We start from the raw sequence: 19383 nt of genomic DNA, 5'->3' as shown, positions 1-19383 counted from the left end.
CATCCATAACAAGAAACTCACGTACAGATCCGTCTATGACTTGGTTAACAGCGATGATCTTTTCTTTACTGTCCATCTCTCGAAATGGGATGTCAGATATTGTAGCACTTGTCTCTTTTTTTACTTCTGTGACCTTTTTGTTGTCTAGTAGCAGCGTTTCAAGTGTCTCATGACAACTTGTATCATTCGTGCCAGCCTTAGTGTACTGTCTCAGTGTTTTAAGTGTTTGAATATCATGAAGCGCTATGCTTATTTTTATGGCACTCAGGCTCATAGGTGTATCTTTGCAAGGCACGGTCAAGTCTTCACGTCCCAAGGCAACACCATAGTACTCGTTAGAAGCTTCTAAAACAGAATCAAGAGCCAGGGTGACAACATAGTTATCTGAAGGTGCAATGGCAGGTGTAGTAGGGTTATCTCTAAGAAAACGTTCCAGTCCTTTATAGGTCATGAGGGAAGCAGCATGTACGGTTTTATTTTTACATAACAGTGCCAACATATCATACGCAGCGATACCAGTAGGTGGTCCAAAGTAGGTATAACGGGCTAAGAGTATAGTGTTATCTTCAGCATTGATTGCCCAGTACCATGTTGTTTGTTCTCCTATAGCTTCGCTACCATAGGTGTATGTAAATAGTTTTGCACCCAAATCTTCCGCTTCTTGTTGGGTAATAATACCAGCATGTTTAGGATCACTTATAAAGAGGGAAACTTTTATACCGACTTCGGGTTTAAAATTGAGAAGTTCTTCCATTCTATCTCCTTTATGCGTTTGACTCTACTCTATCAGGGTAAACTAAAAGTAGTCTAAAATAAGTACATTAAAAACTGAGATACGCTTTCTAAACACTAAGAAGCCTCTTCTCAGCATAGGGTTGCTAAAGTATGAAGTATATCACAACCTACTATTGATGAGGTCATCATTTGAACTGTATTTTATTACCCAAAAACGCTACAAGCATTAGTGACCCAGAACAAGTTATCCATATAAAAGAGGTACTCAAATGTCAGGTAGGGGATAGCCTAACCATTGGTGAGATTGGTGGAAACATAGGCAAGGCTACTATCACTCATATCAACGATAATGAAGTCCTTCTCACTGATGTTACTCTAGATAAAAAACCACCCGCTAAACTTGATCTAACCGTTGTTCTTGCTTTGCCCCGGCCAAAAGTGCTACGCAGATTGATTATGGATATGACATCTCTTGGTGTCAATAAACTCATCATCGTCAATAGTTACCGTAGTCAAAAAAGTTACTGGCAAAGCCCACTACTAAACCGCATAGATGAGTTTGTTTTTGAAGGCCTACAGCAAGCCATAGACACTGTGCCACTCGTTGTTGAGTTTAAAAAACGTTTTAAGCCATTTGTTGAAGACGAATTTCCTGCTTTACTGGTAGATGAAAATGCAGAGGGGGAGCAAAGTCATGCAGTGATCGCTCATCCTTATGCCACGCAGTCTTGGAAAACCTATCTTGATATTGCAAAGTCTAAGACCAACCATAAAGACACTATGCCAAAGGTACTATGTATCGGAGCAGAAGGCGGGTGGATAGACTATGAAGTTGACTTACTTTGCCAACATGGTTGTACATCTGTGAGTTTAGGACAAAGGATCCTACGAACTGAGACTGTGGTGAATGTGTTACTTGGTCATTGGTTAGAGGCATGATGGTCACTTACTTCTCATACCCAAAACATTATTGTGCTAATATTTGGCCTTGAAAATAGAGGATACTATAAATGGGAATTTTTGCTTTACAGTCACTTGTTGGAGGTTTTTTAGATGAAGATCTAAAAAATTTCAATAAAGTTTTTGATGATTGGTGTGTACAGTTTGAGAGTATGGAAGATGCACAGCTTATACTCGACACCCTTGAAAAACACGATCAGATAAAGATCGTTGAGATCACACCGCTAAGTTATCCGAAATACTTTTTCCCAAAACTACAGGGTATCATCCACGCCACACGAGAATATGAAGGAAAGATCATCTGCATCGTCGAGCCACAAATGGGTATGAGCTTTCGCATTGCCATATGTGATATGCAGACCAAAAAGGTAAGGGTACTTGCTACCCGCTATAAGAATGCACTAAGTGCCGAAGGGGCATTTGCCAATCTATCTTTTGATGTATAAAAGAATAGGTGTTAGGTAAGAACTACAACTCACCTTCTTTTTACTATACTATTCCCATACGGCTTCCATAAAGTCTTTATAGAGTTGCCTTGCAAGAGATTTACCGACACTGATTTTACCACTTCCCATAAAGCCTATCAAAACTATGTTGTCGTACACCAATGAGTAATCCTTTTACTATTTCTTCACCTTTGGTACTAAAACCCATAATTCCACTTTTTCATTCTCTCTGGAATCTCTACGTTTTGTTCTTCTTGATGAAGCTCTTACATCTCTTGTGAGGTGCAGTTCTTTTCTAAAACGGTTATGATTTCGTAGTTCTTCTATGATGGGGTGTGGACTTTCTTTGTCGACTACTTGCGCTAGATTTGAAAATATGAGGACTATTTTTCCATCAGGTGCAAGGTGCTCTTGTGCTTGTTCAAAGAACCTTGGGAAGAGGTCCTCTTCATAATACATGGCTTTATCGATGCCTTCTTCCAATGCATATTTTGCAAGTAACCAAGGAGGATTAAACACGATCAAATCAGCTTTCACATCACAGTTTTCAAATAGATCACCATGACTTAGTGTGATCAACTCTTCAAATCTTAGTCGTTTACTTTCCTCTGCAACACCGATAATGGCATTTTTATTGCTGTCCGTTGCGAAGATGTTTTTAAAACCATTTTGAATGAGTTGAAAGGTTAAAATACCACTTCCTACACCTATGTCGATGGCATTGTTTTTTTCTCCATTATACTTTTTCAACCATTTGTCAAATAACTTTAAATGATCAAATCGTGTAGGGAAATATGTACCATAAAAGGGATGAAGCGTTAAATTTAAAGTTTTGATCTCGAGTCCCTTCTCATGCCACTGCCATGAGCTGTTCATCCCCTGCATGTCAGGAAAAGAGACATAAAATTCAAATACATCAGGATATAACAATGTCAACCAACCACTATCAGGGCCTTTTTTAACAGTGAGTTTATTGTCTTTTACTTTGAGTAATAATCTATGAGAAGCTTCTCTAAAAGCAGCACGATACTCACGTTGTCCTTGAAAACTTTTGTCTGTATGTTTAAGTAAAAGGTTCTTTCTTAATTCCTTTAGTACTTGCAAACCATTGCTATAAAATTCTTCGACAAGCACATACTTTCCTGCAATCATATCTTTAACAGTTGCCTCAGTATCCATTTTACGGTAGAAGCTTATAGCTTCGATCTCTGTAGTAATAATATCTGGTCTATCTGCTTGGATAGATTGTAAATCTTTATTCATAGTGTTATGCCCTTTATCTTATGCTTGGGTTTTTTATATTACCCCTAATATTGATCGCTTTAACAATTTCTTTATTTTCTTTCATAGTACAGAGCGGTAAATCCTCTGAACACTGAGAAGAGATATAGGTTATACCTGTAAAGAGCTATGCTTTATATTCTAAAAGTACCTCTTTTTCTACAAACCTTGTGGTTAAATTTGAAGTTGCTTCTGCGATGATTTTAGGGGCACAGCCAGCTTCATACGCTTCTTTCCATCGTAACGCACACAAACACCATTTATCACCTTCTTTAAGCCCAGGAAAATTAAAATGCGGAGCAGGAGTCATTAAATCATTTCCTCTACTCTTTGAATACTCTAAAAACGCTGTTGTGACAATGGCACAAACAGTATGCGTTCCTGTATCTTCTTCAGAAGTTCTACAAACTCCATCTCTATAATAGCCTGTCACTGGGCTTGAACAACAAACCTCTAAGTTTGTTCCTAAAATATTTGTTTGCATGTTTATCCTTGTTTTAAAAAGATAATACTCTTTTAAACTTTATTTTAAAGCTGGGTCGATTTTCTTGTATGTTTAACCTCTAAAAAGACAAATTTACTATACTAAATGTTTAGAATCTTCTTTATAATACTTTGAAATGAACCATACAAGGAAACACTATGGAAAAAGGTTGGAAGCAAACATGGAAAAATCTTCTCTTTCAACATTTTGAGATAGAAGATATAAATATATTGCAAAAGTATCTTCCCGAAAATTGTACATTTGATAGTTTTGAAGGCAAATATTATCTAGGTCTTGTTTCTATGAAAATGACAAACGTAAAGCATAAAGCAACAGGTAGTATCACATGGTTTAAGCACTATAATGAACTCAATGTAAGAACGTATATAATTCATGATAATAGACCAGGGGTATTATTTTTAAGTTTAGATGTGGATAGCTTAGTCTCCATTTTTGGAGCTAGGGTTTTTTATGGCTTGCCCTATAGAGCTAGTAAATATGAAAATCAAGAAAATCAAGTTACCTCTTTTAGAAACTCTAAAATTCAACTTCAAACGCAATATAAAATTACTTCAGAATCAAAAGTGTATGATAAAGAAACTTTTGCATTTTGGGCAACACAGAGATACTTCTTTGCCAATAAATATTTAGGGGTCAGTTTTAAAGGTGAAATATCACACAAACCTTGGGAACTTTGTACAGCAAGTGTAGAAAATTCCAATATATCAGTATTGGACACCTATCATCTCAAAACGCAGCACCCAGATATCTTGTTTTGTAAACATATTGATGTGCAAACCAATAAACTAACTAGAATCTAAGAGATGAAAACTTCTTTATATATATCTATACGTTAGTTAAACAAATCACTTGCTCTAGATTCATCCTGAAGTAAAGGCCGTTTATCACGTTCTTTTGCTGACAAGCGCTTCAGTATAAGATGAAAGTCAGTGTCTATATAAACAATGAGAGATTTCTTTAGATTGTATCAAAGTCTAAAATGATCATTTAATCCTTCACAGGCTTGGTGATCAAATATCCACCCACAAGTACAGGGATTATACCCATCATCTGACGAAACTCAGGTACTTCATCTAAATAGAGGTAAGCAAAAAAGAGTGTCATCACAGGCAGGAGTGCCAACATGGCGGATAACTTCGTAATGGACATACGGTTGAGGGCTTCTATCCACATGATCTTAGAGACTACATAGACACCTGTGGCTATGAGAAACAGGTATGGTAAGGCAGACATAAAATTATCATAACTTACAGAAGGTTCCAGTAGGTACGCCAATAGTGCCACAAAAGGCAAACCGACCACTGTTCTAAACCCTAAGATGGTCTCAGCAGAACAGTACGCACGTGCACGTTTTTGGTAGAGGTTGACTATAGGTGCAGCTGCTGCAGAAGCCAAGATGAGCCAGTCACCTTTGTTGAATTCAAAATTTTCTGGAAAGAGTATGATGAGTGCTCCAGTTCCCATGATAACCACACCCATGAGATGAATGGTTTCCATTTTTTCTTTACCAAAAACATTGAAGTAGAGGTAAGAAAAGAGTACCTGTAAAAAGACAATGACTGCCATATTACCCGCTGTTGTGTAGCGCATGCCTATGAAGATGAGTGTAAAAATGAAGGTGATCCAAAAGGTTGTAAGGAGCAGATCTTTGTATGCTGCTCTGTTTTTAAGTTCTTTAAAACGGTCACGTTTGTACATAATAGCAATATAAAAAAAGAAAGCGATAGCAAGGCTATACATATACGTATGCAAGGCACCTACATAAGACATAGCTACGATGGAAAGTATGGGAAACCAAGACTCAAGTACAGTAAGTCCTAACATCAGTAACTCGCCTTCTCGTTCTTTGGTCATTGTGTTTCCTCTGTGTTTTTGTGTATTGTAGCTTAAACATTCTGGTTACCATGCTCAATTTTAGGGCTAGATCAGTTTAATATCTAAATTTCAATTGGTAGTAAAAAGAGTTACATATGTTTCTTGGTTTTAGAGGTAGCTACAGCTGTGAGTGGGTCATCTGGCCAGTAGTGTTTTTTATATTTTCCTCGTAATTCTTTTTTGACTTCACCATAGGTATTTGTCCAAAAGCTTTCAAGGTCTTGGGTGACTTGCATGGGACGTGAGGCGGGAGAGAGCAAGTGTATCATGAGTTTTACTTTTCCTCCCAGTACACATGGGGTACTTTTGGTCCCAAACATTTCTTGTAATCTTACTGCAAGGATGGGTTGATCAGAATCACTGTAGTCTATAGCGATATGAGAGCCACTGGCTACTTTCAATTTAGTAGGAGCCAAGTCGTCGAGAGTTTGTGTTTGTTCAAAACTCATTTGCCCTAAAAGGATGTTGTGAAAGTCTAAATTCTGACAGGCTCTTAGGCTGCTTAGACCATTTAGATAAGGTGCCAGCCAGACATCAAGATGGTCTAAAAGATAGGCATCTGAAAAATCTGGAAACGCCATGTTGTGCTGATTGAGAAAGTTCACTCTTTGTCTAAGTATCTGTGCTTCTTTACTCCAGTATAATTGTTCCAGCCCCAACTCTTCTAAAGCTTCTATCAGTACATCCAGTACTTCCTCGTTTGAGGCATTCATAATCTGTGTTTCCCTTAAAGGTATGGCACCAAAACTTTTGATTCTACGTACTTTCACCCTTTGTTGCTCATCATCCCAGCTGACATCATCATGTTGATGTATCTGATCACTAAGGTGCTCTTCTATCTGAGCCTGGGTGATTTCTATGGCTTTATAAATAGTCGCGTCTTTGGTACGGGCATCTAAATCAGAGATGACTAAAAAACGGGAGTGAAAGAGTTCGTCTGTTTTATGCAAAGAGGCACTTTTACCGTTAGAGAGTAGATAGACATTAAGGTTTTCATGGCGTTGTTTAGCGATACGGTCAGGGTAGGCAAAAGCCAAAAGAACGGCTAACATCTCTTCATTAATAGTCTCTTTCTGTATCTTTTCTATGCGTTTTGCATTTTTAAGTAAATAGTGACACTGCTTTAGGTTAATGTACTGGGGGTTCACTCTGTTATTTTGCCTAACATCGTGTAAGACGCGTACACGCTCACGTATATCTGATGAGCCAAAAGCATTATGATAGATCTCTTTTTCTGTGATCAGCACAGCCAAAAGTGACGCTTCGTATCCAAGATCAAGTGCTTGTGCTTTTAGCATCATATGTGCCAGTCTTGGGTGTAGCCCAAAACGGCTCATAGCTCTTCCATGTGCCGTAATGTCACCCTTTATGTCCAGTGCACCTAGTTGATGTAGAAGTTTGGTAGCGTGGGCGATGTATGAGGCAGGAGGTATATCCATCCATGAAAGTGTTTCCATGGAATCATTACCCCAAAGCGCAAGTTCCAAGAGCATTTGACTAAGGTCTGCTGAGAGTATTTCCGGTACATCATGTTGTAAAAGTATTTTAGATCTATGCCAGAGATGATAGGCTTTCCCTTCAGATAAACGTCCTGCACGTCCAGCCCTTTGTGTGGCCGAATCTTCAGATATAAAACTACTCTCAAGTTTGTTCATTCCTGAAAATGGATTAAATACCGAGACATTTTGAAGCCCGGCATCTACAACTATCTTAATACCCTCAATGGTTAAAGAAGTCTGGGCTATATTGGTACTGAGTACGACTTTTCTAAATCCTTCAGGTGGGGATTGTATGGCTCTGTCTTGATCCTCTTTATTCAAATTTCCATAGAGTGTTGAGATATACATATCTTTAGGTTTAGAGCTATTGAGATATTTTTCAACTGCTTTTATCTCTTTGACACCAGATAGAAATACAAGAATATTTCCTTCCTCCTCTTGGATGATCTTGTGTAGCAGTCTATGGACAAATACAGGTAACTCTTTTTTAGTAGGTGCCACAGTATCTGTAGGTAGGTAGATACGCTCCACGGGGAAAGTACGTCCTTCGCTTTGAATTACAGGTGCATTGTCTAAGAGCTTTGAAATAGCAGAAGTATTGAGTGTCGCAGACATAATGAGGATCTTGAGATCCTCTCGTAAAATGGCTTGTGATTCCAGTGATAATGCCAAAGAAAGATCTGCATGTAATGAACGCTCATGAAACTCATCAAATATGATGAGTGCTATATCTTCTAAGCTGGGATCCTGTTGAAGTTTACGTGTGAGTATACCTTCGGTGACGATGAGTATCTGTGTCTCATGACTCTGGACGGATTCCATTTTTATCTGATACCCGATACGTTTACCAACCTTCTCTCCCAAAAGTTCAGCCATACGCTGCGCTGAAGTACGTACAGCCAAACGGCGGGGTTCCAGCATAATGACCTTTTTGTCTTTTAACCATGGTTCATTCAGTAGTTCCAGTGGTAAAACGGTGGTTTTACCAGATCCTGGTGGCGCCTGAAGGACTACACTTTGGTGCTGATGAAGTTTCTGTTTGACTTCTGGTATGACTTGGTTAATGGGTAGGGTTTGCATGTTGTATATGTAGAGTACCTTTTTATAAATTTTATCCAAATAAATGGACGTATACACTAAAATGTGTATAATCTTGTCTGTAAAACCCAAATCCGTAAATAGAAAAAAGAGTTACTTTCTAAAAGTGAGGTATTACACACAAACTACAGAGTTAGTGTGTATATTAAACTATAAAATCTAAGGAACCGTTATGTACCAAATGAAAAAAAGATTTATCTTTATACCCGTACTCTATTTACTCTTAAGTTCTGTACTTTTTTCAGCAAGTCCGGAAATGGCGGGTCAAGGAATACTGAGCATAGTCTTAGGGGCTTTTATAGCGGGTATACTGCTTACATTTACACCTTGTGTCTTGCCTATGGTGCCTATAGTTTCCAGTATTATTGCGGGACAGGGTGAGGATGTGACCAAAACAAAAGCCGTGATGCTTGCTGTGTCTTATGTCTTGGGAACTACAGTGACTTATGCCATCATGGGTGCGTTGGCAGGCGCTACAGGTGAACAGTTACAGTCATATTTTCAAAATGTTTGGGCGATTACTGCGATCAGCATAGTGTTTGTTGTCATGGCTCTTTCTATGTTCGGACTTTTTACCATTCAACTACCCTCTTTTATACAGTCTAAACTTAATGCGGAAACCCAGGGTATTAAGGGTGGAAACATGGGTATGGTATTTTTACTTGGGATGATCTCTGCACTTATACTGGGTGCCTGTGTTTCACCAGTACTGATCTCATTTTTATCTGTGGCCATTTCTACATCTGATGCCACACTTGGTGCCTTAACCATGTTCTTTTTGGCTCTTGGTATGGGTGTACCTTTGATCTTATTAGGTTTTGGCGCAGGGTATCTCATTCCTAAAGCAGGGATGTGGATGGATAAAGTAAAGTACTTTTTTGGTGTTTTACTTCTTGGCGTTGCTATAGAGATATTTTCAACTTTAGAACTTCTAAATACACTATTTCTTTGGGGTGTCTATGCTGTGGGCATCAGTATCTATTTGGGTGCGATGCAGCGATTAAGTTTAAAAAGCACAGGATGGGAAAAACTCCAAAAAGCCTTTGCCACTGTGTTACTCATATGGGGTACCATACTTCTTGTCGGGGCAGGGTATGGAGAAAAGGATATTTATCATCCATTGCCTAAAGCTTCTGTGACCTATGTTGAAGGTAGTCCTAAAGTAAAACTATCTGGTGCAATGCCTTTTGAAGAGATAGCCAACTTTACGGCTTATGAGATAAAAAGACGTCAAGTCATGGATGAGGGAAAAACAATGATAATCTTTTTTCATACAGATACCTGTCCTGTCTGTAAGCATATGAGAGACACGACATTTAAAGACAAAAGAGTGCAGGAAAAACTCAAAAATGATTATGTTGCCGTGAGTGTAAATATGAGCGATAAAACAGATAAGAAGATAGATGAACTTAAACAAATGTTCCAAGTTTTTGGACCTCCAGGTTTTGTGTTTTTAGATTCAGAGGGTAAAGAATTAAAAGATGCAAAGTTTTACGGTTATCAAGAACCAGAAGAATTTTATGATACACTCGATTTGATAGCAGAGTAGCAGACTCTCTAAAAAATGGATAAAATCATGGGAAAACAAACATAATGAGCCCCCATCATTAAAAGACATTGATACTATAAAATGATACTTTATTGTGGAAGGAATCTAAATCATGAAGAAAATAATCATCATACTACTTGGATTAGTTACTTTTGGTACCGCAAATTCCATACGGGCTGATGTGACAGCCGTAACAACACAAGGCAGTGATGGGGGATATATTTTTAAGGTGACACTCAAAAGCACAGAGACTGGATGTCAGCAGTATGCTGACTGGTGGGAAGTTGTAAGTGAAAAGGGTGAGTTGCTCTACAGACGGATACTCGTGCACTCACATCCTGATACTCAACCTTTTACTCGTTCAGGTGGGAAGATAGCCATCATGCCAAATGATATAGTTTATGTTCGTGCACATATGAACAAAGAAGGATATGTGGGGGATGTATTTAAAGGGAGTGTCCATACGGGTTTTCAAAAAGTTACAAATCTACCTTATTTTCCAAAAGCTCTGGAAAAACAGGAACCTTTACCTACAGGCTGTTTATTTTAGCTATAATTTTTCAAATTAGCACGAAGGATATATCATGATGGATGAATCGTTAAATGTTTTGGGTGAACCTTTAGAACCTTGTAGTTTGAAACCTCTTACGGGTTTTCATAGGGATGGACATTGTAATACAGGTGATCATAATCCTGCTGTACATGCCGTTTGTATCTATGCGACAGAGGAGTTTTTAGCCTATTCCAAAAAAGTAGGAAATGATCTCTCTACACCTATGCCAGAATATAACTTTGCTGGTGTTCAACCTGGACAAAGCTGGTGTCTTGGCGGACATAGTTTCGTTAAAGCGCACATGGACGGTATGGCACCCCAGATCTTTATACATGCTACACATCAAAAAATGCTTGAATTGATCGACCTTGAGACATTGAAGCAATATGCTATCGATCTATAAATAAAGAAAAATAATCGTAGACTTTCTCTTTTGGAGGAGTAACTTTGTAATGATGTTCAGTGAGTGATCTTACAATCTTAAAAGTGACATTACATTGTAGACAAACGGAGTAGAAAGACTTAATAAAGTCATCTTAAAGGAAGTGTTACCAGAAAAAATCTCGTAGGTCTCCGTTTACTTTCATATGTACTGTCACTGATCGATATTAACGCATTAGTGTGCAATGAATGTGTAGTTCATAATAGATCTTTAGGTATCACATTTCTTCCGTGAGTATTTTTCTTATATGACTCTCTACCAGACCTATTCACCTGCTATTTTGGCCATCCGGCTGTAACGGTCTATGATCGTGAGGAAACCGTCTTCATCCAGATGACCTCTATCTCCTGAGATATACCATTTTATACCGTCGATTTCTTTGATCACAGAAGCTGTTTTTTCTGGATCTCCTATATAGCCTTTCATGATCTGGGTGCCACCTATGAGTATCATACCGTCTTCTCCTGTCGCAAGTGTCTCAAAACTTTCGGGATCAACGATGCGGAAAGCTGATCCTGGTAAAGGTAGCCCCACCGTACCTATCTTTTGACCTATTTGTGGTTTCCATGAATCCAGCATGAGGACATCAGGTATATTACATGAAGTAACAGGAGTGGTTTCAGTTGCTCCATATCCTTCATAGATATCATGTCCAAACTTCTTTTTAAATTCATTGCGTATTTCCATAGGCAATTTTTCTGCCCCCGTTACTACCAGTCTTAAATGTTTGAACATCAGTGGAATGAGTTTATGGTTTTGAGTGTAGAGTTTAAGGTAAGTAGCGGTAGTAAAGAGAATGGTCGCCTGGTATTTTGCAGCTATTTTCCCTATACCCAAACCATTTGCAGGATCAGAATGACAAACAACAGGGATACCTTCTATCAATGGCAACAGCGTTGTCACAGTTAATCCAAATGAATGAGAAATAGGCAAGGTTCCCAATATCACATCATTGTCTGTTGGATTGAGCAGGGTAGTGGTTTGCTTGATGTTCCCCATGATATTTGTATGGCTTAGCTCGATCCCTTTTGGCGTACCTTCACTTCCACTAGAGAAGAGTATCGCTGCAGACTCACCTGCTTTACTGTCGTTAATCCATAATATACCTAATAACCATACTGGTAATACTTTCACCATCATAAGTGTTAATACTCTTTTCATTTGACTCATATTCTCTTGAATGTCTTCAAGGCAGATGACTTCAACGTTTTTCAGTATATTGGTCATGTCAAAGCCTTTAGCTTTGAGTTTGGTGATGAATTGTGTTGAAGTAATGACCTTAGTGATATTGGCTTTATTTATCGCATGAAGTAGATTCTTCTCCTCGCTGGAATAGTTCAGGTTTACAATGGTCTTTCCCAGCGTAAGCAGAGCCATATTAGCCATCGAACCCTCTATGGAAGTAGGCAATAGCAGACCTATGTTTTGACTCTCTTTTACGTTGGGTCTGAGTGATGCTGCCATCATAAGTGTTGCGGTTATAAATCTATTTCCACTCAGCTCAACACCGGTAGTATCTGCTATACAAAGTCTCTTACCTACATTTTTAGCCGAACGGATCCATGCTTTTTGAATAGAAGGCAGAGACTCTGCATAATGTCTCCAGCTTTCTACAGAGAGATCAAATACAGATTTTTTTACTTCTGAAGCAGTGGAATGAATATCGATAGTTTTTGAGAAATTCACAGTAATATCTTTGCTTTTTTTGCGTTTCATCTTTTGGGAGGCATAAGAGAAGTTATTTTCCCAGAGTCCTCTAAGATAAAAAGGTATGATCACAGCATTTTCTACCTCTTTGGTTGCCACTTCAAAACCTCTTTGAAATGTACCTAAATGTCCGTTACGTGAAAGATGGCCTTCGGGGAAAAGTACAACCGTTTCACCGTTATTCAGTGCTTCAGTTACTTTTGACAATGCACTTTTACTCCCTCTGCTAGAGATGGGGATAACTTCCCAAAAGTCCATAAATGGTTTGACATACCATTTCTCATAGTAGACTCTTTCCATTACAAAACGTATCTGTTTTGGATATGCCATCTGTAAGATCGCCCAGTCTAAAAATGATACATGGTTTCCTAAGAGAAGTATGCCTTTATCTGCAGGAATATGTTTAAGGCCCTCGACATGTAAGCTGTATTTTATGCCTATGATCATACGAAGCATATAACGGACAAGAGACTGTGGCAACTTGATAAAAGTATAGACCATTCCTATAAAAGCAATGGTAGATATGATATAAAACAGTCCTATAGCAGAGAATTGAAAGTATCCAAAAACAGCAGTGAGTATCAAAAAGAGAAACATACTTACATTTTGCATGAAGTTGTTACCTGCAAGGACTTTACCCAGTATGTTATGCGGTGAAGAGAACTGGATCAATGCATTGAGTGGGACAATAATTAGCCCAGCAAAGAATCCAAAAGATAAAATGGCTGTACCCAATGACCATAAAGAGTGAAGAGAGGGGATCATGTAGAGTGAAAGGGCTACACCCAAACTACCTAGAGGTATAATGCCCGTTTCAATGTAGTTTCTACTTACGCGTCCTGCAAACATTGAACCCAGTATCATTCCTATGCCAGCGAGTGACAATAAGCCTTGCGCAATGATCGTATTGGTAATGTCCAGTGTGCTTTTGAGATGCTCTCCAAATATGGCTAAAACCACTTGTGAAACACCCCAAAGTATGGAAAGACCGATGATACTTAACCAGATCGTTTCATTGTATTTGATAACAGAGAGGTTCTGTTTCAAATATGAGAGACTTTTATGCTCTTTAGCCTCAAAGGGCATACTTTCATCAAATTGTACAGCTTTGAACTTTTTTGCAAGTCGTCTTGCCAAAAGATACTCTACCGTACTTGCACCTATAAGCATATAACCTACAGGTGCAATGTAAGTGAGTATCTCTGACGGTAGTGTGCTTGCATCTTGTAGGAGATGTTCAAAGAAGATAGAGTAGACCACGGCACCTGCAAGGATAGAAGCAATAGTCACAGATTGTACGAGGGCATTAGCCTCTGCCAGTTTCTCATTTCCGGTCATCTCTTTGATAAGTCCATATTTAGCAGGTGAATAGATGGCACTCTGTGCTGCCAAAATAAAGGTCAAACCGAATGCTGACCAAAACCAGCCCATATGGTAACAGATGAGTATCAATGTCGTGATACCAATTGCAGCCATAGATGCGTACTCTATCACTTTGGTCTTAGGGTATTTATCAGAGATGAAACCCGCTGGAGAAAAGAGAAAAATAAATGGTAGAAGTATCAAAGCGTTGACTATAGCCGTGAGTATAATAAGTTCCGGACCCTCATAGGATTTAAAAATGGTGTTTTGCAAGATGATCTTGTGTCCAAGGTCAGTCATGGCATTGAGTATGATAATGAGTATATAAGGTGTGAACCCAGCGATCTTAAAAAGTGATACCATGTGCTTCTCTCGTCCTATTTTTTTACTAGACTTGGATAGCTATAGTTTAGCAGAATTCTTCTTGCGTGTTTTCAACACATGTAAGTTCATAGACCCATTGATGCAAGTCAAGCATATCTTCATAGATCTTGAAGTTCTTATCAATAATAGCTTCAGAGTGAAAGGTTTCATCGGGAGGGAATGTAGTATAGGCATACATGGAACCATAGAGATAAAGGTAGGCATATGTATCGTCTTTATCTAATCCCAGAGGATAACGTTTATATTGGGCTTCAGGGATACTATAACCTTTACTCTTGAGTTCTTCCAGGATATGATGCAGGGTTTCTCTTTTTGCATCATTTTTGATGTACTCTCTGTAGGTAGAGAGTAGGGGAGCTTTAAAGTTACGTATACCCGTAGCGACAAATATCTCAAACGGGTCATAATGCATATAAAAATAGCTGCTCTGCATACGGTGTGTAGCTCCCTGCCAAAAGATGATACCTATTCGTTCTTTGATGGGATCGAGCCTGTGAAATCTTGCATCTCGATAGATGCGGAAGAGTGATTTATTGATTTTGGGTATCGCATGAATGGTCGGTACCAGTATCTGCAGGTGCTCACCCATCTCTTCGACATAGGCTTTGTTGGGTATGAGGATATACTTTTCATACGCATCTTTATGGTCATCAAGCCACTCTTTGGAGTTATTGATGATGATATCACTAAGGAAGTTTAATCCCTCTTTGGGAAAACCTGTAAACTGCATCATATCCCTTTTATCTTTTGCCAGATCAGACCGAGTATTTCATGAAATACAATATGGGACTTTTCAAGTGCGTCAGAGGAGAAAAAATCCGTATAGTTTGGGTGTTGTGTACTTGCCAAATGGTTGGTCGGTGCTGGTATAGGGTTAAGTCCTTCATGGGTAAAGAACTTTAGTGCACGTGTCATATGTGATGCAGAAGTGACCAATATGAATGGTTCATCAGCTAATAACTTTTTGCCTGCTTGGGCTTCTTCCTGGGTATCTCGAGTGCCAAGATGTAAAATAATATCTTTTTCATTGACACCTAGGGATACAGCCAATCTTTTTTGCATTACAGCATGTTCTGTAGTATCATATAGACCATGGTACCCAGAAACAATGATCTTTGCTTTTTGATGTAGCTGCTGATAAAGGCGTATACCTTCATTAAGTCTCACAACAGAAGATTCAACTACCTGCGAGGTAATAGGTAAACTTTCATCTGTGTCATGTCCTCCACCCAGAACATAGATATATTTGATATCTTTTGGCGCTGTGTAAAGTGTTAGATAGTTGGACTCCATCTTATGTAAGAGTATATTGGCAAGGGGTGCATAAGAAAATAAAAAGAGCCATAAAACACTTAGTATAAGCATCATTTTTGCTTTCTTGATCTTATTAATATTAATTAGTATAAATGCAAAAACGATGAACATCACCCCGATAGAGAGGGGCATTAAGAATATAGAAACAGCTTTTTTAAGTATGAAATCCATATCTTATGATACAACACGTGTTTCATCAGCTTCAAGTTCCATTACCTTCCAAGGAAGCCCCTGTTTGTTCATCTCTTCCATAAAAGGGTCAGGGTCAAGTTCTTCCATATTGAAGACACCTTTTCCTTGCCACTTGCCTTCTAGCATGAGTTTCGCTCCTATCATGGCAGGTACTCCTGTTGTATAGCTGACACCTTGGCTCATCACTTCAGCATAACATTTTTCATGGTCACTGATCTGGTAAATATAGATCGTTCTTTCTTTACCATCTTTGATACCTTTGGCGAAGATACCGATATTGGTTTTACCTTTGGTTCGTGGTCCAAGACTTGCCGGATCTGGAAGAAGGGTAGCGAGGAACTCCATAGGTACGATCTTCTGTCCTTTATGTTCAACTTCTTTGATCCCTAACATGCCTACATTTTCTAGACATTTCATATGTGTAAGATAACTTTGTCCAAATGTCATAAAAAATCTGATACGTTTGAGACCTTTGATATGTTTTACTAAAGATTCCATCTCTTCATGGTAAAGAAGGTAACTGTCTTTTGGTCCAATTTCCGGGTAGTCCCACACTTGCATGATCTCCATAGGTTCAGTCTCTATCCATTCACCTTGTCCATCATCATTTTTTTGCCAATAACGTCCCTTTGCCGAAACTTCACGAAGGTTGATCTCCGGGTTGAAATTGGTTGCAAAAGGATACCCATGATCTCCGGCATTACAGTCAAGAATGTCTATCGTGTGTATCTCATCAAAATAGTGCTTTTGTGCATAGGCACAGAAGACATTGGTTGCACCAGGGTCAAATCCGCTACCCAGTAAGCCCATGATGTTCGCTTTTCTAAACTCTTCATCTCTGGCCCACTGCTCCTTGTACTCAAATTTAGCCGTATCAGGATGTTCGTAATTTGCCGTATCGAGGTAATCTACCTGCATCTCCTCACAGGCATCCATAATGGTTAGATCCTGGTAAGGCAATGCCACATTGATGACAATACTCGCACCGGTAGCAGCGATGAGTTCTTTAAGTTCAGGTATAGAATCTGCATCCACTGTTCGTGTCTGTATCTGCACGCCTGTTTTTTCTTTTACATTTGCAGCGATAGCATCACATTTACTTACTGTACGGCTTGCTAAGGTGATCTCTCCAAACGTATCAGCATTCATAGCACACTTAAAAGCAACAACATTTCCTACGCCGCCGGCACCGATGATAAGGGTTTTTTTAGTACGACTCAGCATTTAGTGCCTCGCTTGCATTGAATTTTAATTCTTAACATGGGGACTCCAATAAAAGTTATAGGTTAATTATAGGGTTATTTTATCACAAATAGTAGTGATTTATGACATAACTTAGGCCAAATAGCAGAGGCATAAACAAAAGTGTACTCAGTAATATAAGGGAAGTCACATCTTTAGGCCTGCAGTTATACAAAGAAGCCAGGTTGATGTTGGCAACAGCCAAAGGTACCATCATCTCCATAAAGATAACACCTTGAACAAAGAGCGGTAGATTCGTAAAGCTGAGTATGACAGCTGTAGCTAAGGGAACAATGATGAACTTTTGGCTTATGGTCCCTATGAAGAGTTTTGGATGTAGCTCTTTGATACGTATACCTTGAAGGAAAGTACCCAGTAAAAAGAGCTGTAAGACGATACCTGCATAAGCGCCCATTTTGAAAAACTCCTGTATCTCGGCACTTAAAGGTATGTCATATATATTAATTAATATGGCAATTACAGAAGCTGGGATAATAGGGATCTTCACAATGTTAAAGAGAGAATCTTTGATGCTGAATGAACCTCTTGAATAGATGTAGACACCGATGATATAAACGACAAAAACGTTTGCGATGTTAATAAGGGTCGTATAGATGACAGAAGCTTCTCCAAAGAGTGCGATACCCAATGGAATACCAATGTTTCCTGTATTCCCTACAAAACCGGCGATAGAGAAGATAGCTCTTTCTTTAGGATCGTCAAACAATATTTTACCTATAAGTATGGTGGGAATGAGCAGGGCTAAAATGATAGCAAGATACAAAAGTGGAACGTAAAGATGCTCAGTGTGTAATTTAGCAGTACTAAAACCCCAGATAGTGACAAAGGGCTGTAAAAAGTATACAGACATGAGAGTGAGTGTTTTTGTATTTATCTCTTCTTTGAATATACGTTTAGCCATATAGCCTAACAGTATGAAGACATAGACAAAGATGATGGAAAGGAGTGTACTTATCATGGATATGATTATAGCCTATTCACTCTGTATATTGATATCGTGAGTGCAATTCTGCAATTTTAAAGTGCACTTATTCACTCACTAGTTCTTATTTTGGCGTCTCTTCATTCTTCTGTGTTTCAAGTGCCATTTTTTTCGCTAAGTAGATGGATGTCGGGGCATCCACAGTGTTAATATGCAAAACTATCCACTCTGGTGACTTAAATATAAAATTGATAATTTTTTTGATATCACCAAAATTTTTCCATTGCCTGATGGCATAACCGATGTCAGCTAAAAACATATCGTGGGCCGTTTTATGCATTTCATAAGAAGGGAAATCATATTTTTTCATAAGGCGTTCTTCATTAGCAAAGTGTTGTTTTACATGGTCAATATATTCATCTAACTTTGCTTCTAGTTCATTTAGATTTGATTTCTTCATATTATATTGTGTGACAAGTTTCTCTATCTCATTTAAGATCTTTATTTCTTCCTCATGTGTCTCTTGCATCTCTTCAACATCTAAGTGTTCAACTTGTTCTACATATACTAATGCCATTATGGGTTCCTTTGAATTTATATCTGTAATCATACAGAAGATTATAGAGTTTAGCAATGATTCATATCAAGAGAGAGAATATTCGAATCATTTATTTATTTTAGATATGATTCATTAATTAGAATTTTAGGATATTTTATGGATTTTTCGTCTTTAGAGACATGGGGTTATTTGGCCATTGCATTTATTGCATTTGGCGGTTCCCTTTTCATCGTTGCTGCAGCTGGTGTATTTTCATTTATGGGAAAAATGGACCTGACCACAGCTTTAGCGGTAGCAACCGTATCAAACTTTTTAGGAGATCTCTTTCTTTTTTATCTTGGAAAATACCAGAAAAAGCAGATACAGCCTTACTTTGCCAAACACAAACGTAAAATAGCCCTTGCCACACTTATCATGCGTAAATATGGGATTTGGGCGATCTTTATACAGAAGTTTCTCTATGGTATTAAGACATTGGTACCTCTTTCTATGGCATTAGCTAAATATGATTTTAAAAAGTTTGCATTTTATAATGTGTTTGCATCTATCGTGTTTGTATTGACCATAGGTTTGAGTGCCTACTATTCAAGTGAAGCGATCATTTCAGTCTTTGAGTATATTAAAATAAACCCATGGATTGCACCGGTGATCTTATTTTCGATCATTGGTACTGTATGGTTCGTGATGGAAAATATGACTAAGAAGAAAAAGTAGTCATAAGAAATAAAGTACCCTAC

19 protein-coding genes are annotated in these 19383 nt (G+C 38.4%); 7 read left to right on the top strand and 12 right to left on the bottom strand.

The features are described 5' to 3' along the window. Nucleotides 1–754, bottom strand: a 754-nt coding sequence (locus WBM70_RS09025) for an iron-sulfur cluster assembly scaffold protein (protein WP_424558180.1), incomplete at its 3' end; no start/stop codon positions are given. Nucleotides 755–924: 170 nt separating this feature from the next. Here WBM70_RS09025 and WBM70_RS09020 point away from each other — a divergent pair. Both WBM70_RS09020 and WBM70_RS09015 read left to right on the top strand, forming a co-directional pair. Further along, a complete protein-coding gene (locus WBM70_RS09020) occupies nt 925–1674 on the top strand; it encodes a 16S rRNA (uracil(1498)-N(3))-methyltransferase (protein ID WP_424558179.1) in 750 nt (249 codons plus the stop codon). 71 nt (nt 1675–1745) lie between these two features. After that, on the top strand, nt 1746–2141 hold the full coding sequence (locus WBM70_RS09015; protein WP_424558178.1) for a hypothetical protein: 396 nt from the start codon (nt 1746–1748) through the stop codon (nt 2139–2141). Between the two features lie 177 nt (nt 2142–2318). Here WBM70_RS09015 and WBM70_RS09010 read toward each other — a convergent pair whose 3' ends face one another. Beyond that, a complete protein-coding gene (locus tag WBM70_RS09010) occupies nt 2319–3404 on the bottom strand; it encodes a methyltransferase (protein WP_424558177.1) in 1086 nt (361 codons plus the stop codon). 145 nt (nt 3405–3549) lie between these two features. Then, complete coding sequence (locus WBM70_RS09005; RefSeq protein ID WP_424558176.1) at nt 3550–3906, bottom strand: DUF2237 family protein; 357 nt, start codon at nt 3904–3906, stop codon at nt 3550–3552. A 158-nt stretch (nt 3907–4064) separates the two neighbouring features. Here WBM70_RS09005 and WBM70_RS09000 point away from each other — a divergent pair, with 158 nt between their 5' ends. Then, nucleotides 4065–4727, top strand: a complete 663-nt coding sequence (locus WBM70_RS09000) for a YqjF family protein (RefSeq protein ID WP_424558175.1) — start codon at nt 4065–4067, stop codon at nt 4725–4727. Between the two features lie 32 nt (nt 4728–4759). Here WBM70_RS09000 and WBM70_RS08995 read toward each other — a convergent pair whose 3' ends face one another. From WBM70_RS08995 to hrpB, 3 genes are all read right to left on the bottom strand, one after another. Beyond that, nucleotides 4760–4873, bottom strand: a complete 114-nt coding sequence (locus WBM70_RS08995) for a hypothetical protein (protein ID WP_424558181.1) — start codon at nt 4871–4873, stop codon at nt 4760–4762. A gap of 41 nt (nt 4874–4914) precedes the next feature. Then, the gene (locus WBM70_RS08990) at nt 4915–5781 is read right to left on the bottom strand and encodes a DMT family transporter (RefSeq protein ID WP_424558174.1); all 867 of its coding nucleotides are present in this window, start codon (nt 5779–5781) and stop codon (nt 4915–4917) included. A gap of 110 nt (nt 5782–5891) precedes the next feature. Next, the gene (hrpB, locus tag WBM70_RS08985; protein WP_424558173.1) at nt 5892–8381 is read right to left on the bottom strand and encodes an ATP-dependent helicase HrpB; all 2490 of its coding nucleotides are present in this window, start codon (nt 8379–8381) and stop codon (nt 5892–5894) included. A gap of 190 nt (nt 8382–8571) precedes the next feature. Here hrpB and WBM70_RS08980 point away from each other — a divergent pair, with 190 nt between their 5' ends. The 3 genes from WBM70_RS08980 (at nt 8572) to WBM70_RS08970 (ending at nt 10904) form a co-directional block, all read left to right on the top strand. After that, nucleotides 8572–9948, top strand: coding sequence for a protein-disulfide reductase DsbD family protein (locus WBM70_RS08980; protein WP_424558172.1), 1377 nt, complete (start codon nt 8572–8574; stop codon nt 9946–9948). A gap of 112 nt (nt 9949–10060) precedes the next feature. After that, nucleotides 10061–10498 carry a hypothetical protein gene (locus WBM70_RS08975; RefSeq protein ID WP_424558171.1) on the top strand — a complete coding sequence of 146 codons (438 nt, stop codon included), beginning with the start codon at nt 10061–10063 and terminating at the stop codon, nt 10496–10498. A 34-nt stretch (nt 10499–10532) separates the two neighbouring features. Next, entirely contained in the window at nt 10533–10904 is a 372-nt protein-coding gene (locus WBM70_RS08970; RefSeq protein ID WP_424558170.1) for a DUF2237 family protein, read from the top strand. A 303-nt stretch (nt 10905–11207) separates the two neighbouring features. On the opposite strand, the gene WBM70_RS08965 is transcribed toward WBM70_RS08970, so the two are convergent. The 6 genes from WBM70_RS08965 to WBM70_RS08940 form a co-directional block, all read right to left on the bottom strand. Next, nucleotides 11208–14375, bottom strand: a complete 3168-nt coding sequence (locus WBM70_RS08965; protein ID WP_424558169.1) for an acyl-[ACP]--phospholipid O-acyltransferase — start codon at nt 14373–14375, stop codon at nt 11208–11210. Between the two features lie 46 nt (nt 14376–14421). Next, nucleotides 14422–15126, bottom strand: a complete 705-nt coding sequence (locus WBM70_RS08960; protein ID WP_424558168.1) for a TIGR02453 family protein — start codon at nt 15124–15126, stop codon at nt 14422–14424. Next, entirely contained in the window at nt 15126–15881 is a 756-nt protein-coding gene (locus tag WBM70_RS08955; RefSeq protein ID WP_424558167.1) for an ElyC/SanA/YdcF family protein, read from the bottom strand. The genes WBM70_RS08960 and WBM70_RS08955 overlap by 1 nt, the downstream gene beginning before the upstream one ends. Before the next feature lie 3 nt (nt 15882–15884). Then, the gene (locus tag WBM70_RS08950) at nt 15885–17126 is read right to left on the bottom strand and encodes a saccharopine dehydrogenase family protein (RefSeq protein ID WP_424558166.1); all 1242 of its coding nucleotides are present in this window, start codon (nt 17124–17126) and stop codon (nt 15885–15887) included. An 82-nt stretch (nt 17127–17208) separates the two neighbouring features. Further along, complete coding sequence (locus WBM70_RS08945) at nt 17209–18123, bottom strand: AEC family transporter (protein ID WP_424558165.1); 915 nt, start codon at nt 18121–18123, stop codon at nt 17209–17211. Nucleotides 18124–18211: 88 nt separating this feature from the next. Further along, nucleotides 18212–18664, bottom strand: coding sequence for a bacteriohemerythrin (locus WBM70_RS08940; RefSeq protein ID WP_424558164.1), 453 nt, complete (start codon nt 18662–18664; stop codon nt 18212–18214). 138 nt (nt 18665–18802) lie between these two features. Here WBM70_RS08940 and WBM70_RS08935 point away from each other — a divergent pair, with 138 nt between their 5' ends. Next, nucleotides 18803–19360 carry a DedA family protein gene (locus WBM70_RS08935; RefSeq protein WP_424558163.1) on the top strand — a complete coding sequence of 186 codons (558 nt, stop codon included), beginning with the start codon at nt 18803–18805 and terminating at the stop codon, nt 19358–19360. The last annotated feature ends 23 nt before the right edge of the window (nt 19361–19383 follow it).

Source organism: Sulfurovum sp. (genome assembly GCF_049668085.1).
Taxonomy (GTDB): Bacteria; Campylobacterota; Campylobacteria; order Campylobacterales; family Sulfurovaceae; genus Sulfurovum.
This window is presented reverse-complemented; position numbering and strand designations above follow the sequence as displayed.

Excerpts from the sequence above, each read along its gene's own strand:
- WBM70_RS09010 (WP_424558177.1), bottom strand. The coding sequence starts at position 3,404 with ATGAATAAAGATTTACAATCTATCCAAGCAGATAGACCAGATATTATT.
- WBM70_RS08965 (WP_424558169.1), bottom strand. The coding sequence starts at position 14,375 with ATGGTATCACTTTTTAAGATCGCTGGGTTCACACCTTATATACTCATT.
- WBM70_RS08980 (WP_424558172.1), top strand. The coding sequence starts at position 8,572 with ATGTACCAAATGAAAAAAAGATTTATCTTTATACCCGTACTCTATTTA.
- WBM70_RS08990 (WP_424558174.1), bottom strand. The coding sequence starts at position 5,781 with ATGACCAAAGAACGAGAAGGCGAGTTACTGATGTTAGGACTTACTGTA.
- WBM70_RS08935 (WP_424558163.1), top strand. The coding sequence starts at position 18,803 with ATGGATTTTTCGTCTTTAGAGACATGGGGTTATTTGGCCATTGCATTT.
- WBM70_RS08940 (WP_424558164.1), bottom strand. The coding sequence starts at position 18,664 with ATGGCATTAGTATATGTAGAACAAGTTGAACACTTAGATGTTGAAGAG.
- WBM70_RS08960 (WP_424558168.1), bottom strand. The coding sequence starts at position 15,126 with ATGCAGTTTACAGGTTTTCCCAAAGAGGGATTAAACTTCCTTAGTGAT.
- WBM70_RS08945 (WP_424558165.1), bottom strand. The coding sequence starts at position 18,123 with ATGATAAGTACACTCCTTTCCATCATCTTTGTCTATGTCTTCATACTG.
- WBM70_RS08950 (WP_424558166.1), bottom strand. The coding sequence starts at position 17,126 with ATGCTGAGTCGTACTAAAAAAACCCTTATCATCGGTGCCGGCGGCGTA.
- WBM70_RS08970 (WP_424558170.1), top strand. The coding sequence starts at position 10,533 with ATGATGGATGAATCGTTAAATGTTTTGGGTGAACCTTTAGAACCTTGT.
- WBM70_RS09015 (WP_424558178.1), top strand. The coding sequence starts at position 1,746 with ATGGGAATTTTTGCTTTACAGTCACTTGTTGGAGGTTTTTTAGATGAA.
- WBM70_RS08975 (WP_424558171.1), top strand. The coding sequence starts at position 10,061 with ATGAAGAAAATAATCATCATACTACTTGGATTAGTTACTTTTGGTACC.
- WBM70_RS09005 (WP_424558176.1), bottom strand. The coding sequence starts at position 3,906 with ATGCAAACAAATATTTTAGGAACAAACTTAGAGGTTTGTTGTTCAAGC.
- WBM70_RS09000 (WP_424558175.1), top strand. The coding sequence starts at position 4,065 with ATGGAAAAAGGTTGGAAGCAAACATGGAAAAATCTTCTCTTTCAACAT.
- hrpB (WP_424558173.1), bottom strand. The coding sequence starts at position 8,381 with ATGCAAACCCTACCCATTAACCAAGTCATACCAGAAGTCAAACAGAAA.
- WBM70_RS08955 (WP_424558167.1), bottom strand. The coding sequence starts at position 15,881 with ATGGATTTCATACTTAAAAAAGCTGTTTCTATATTCTTAATGCCCCTC.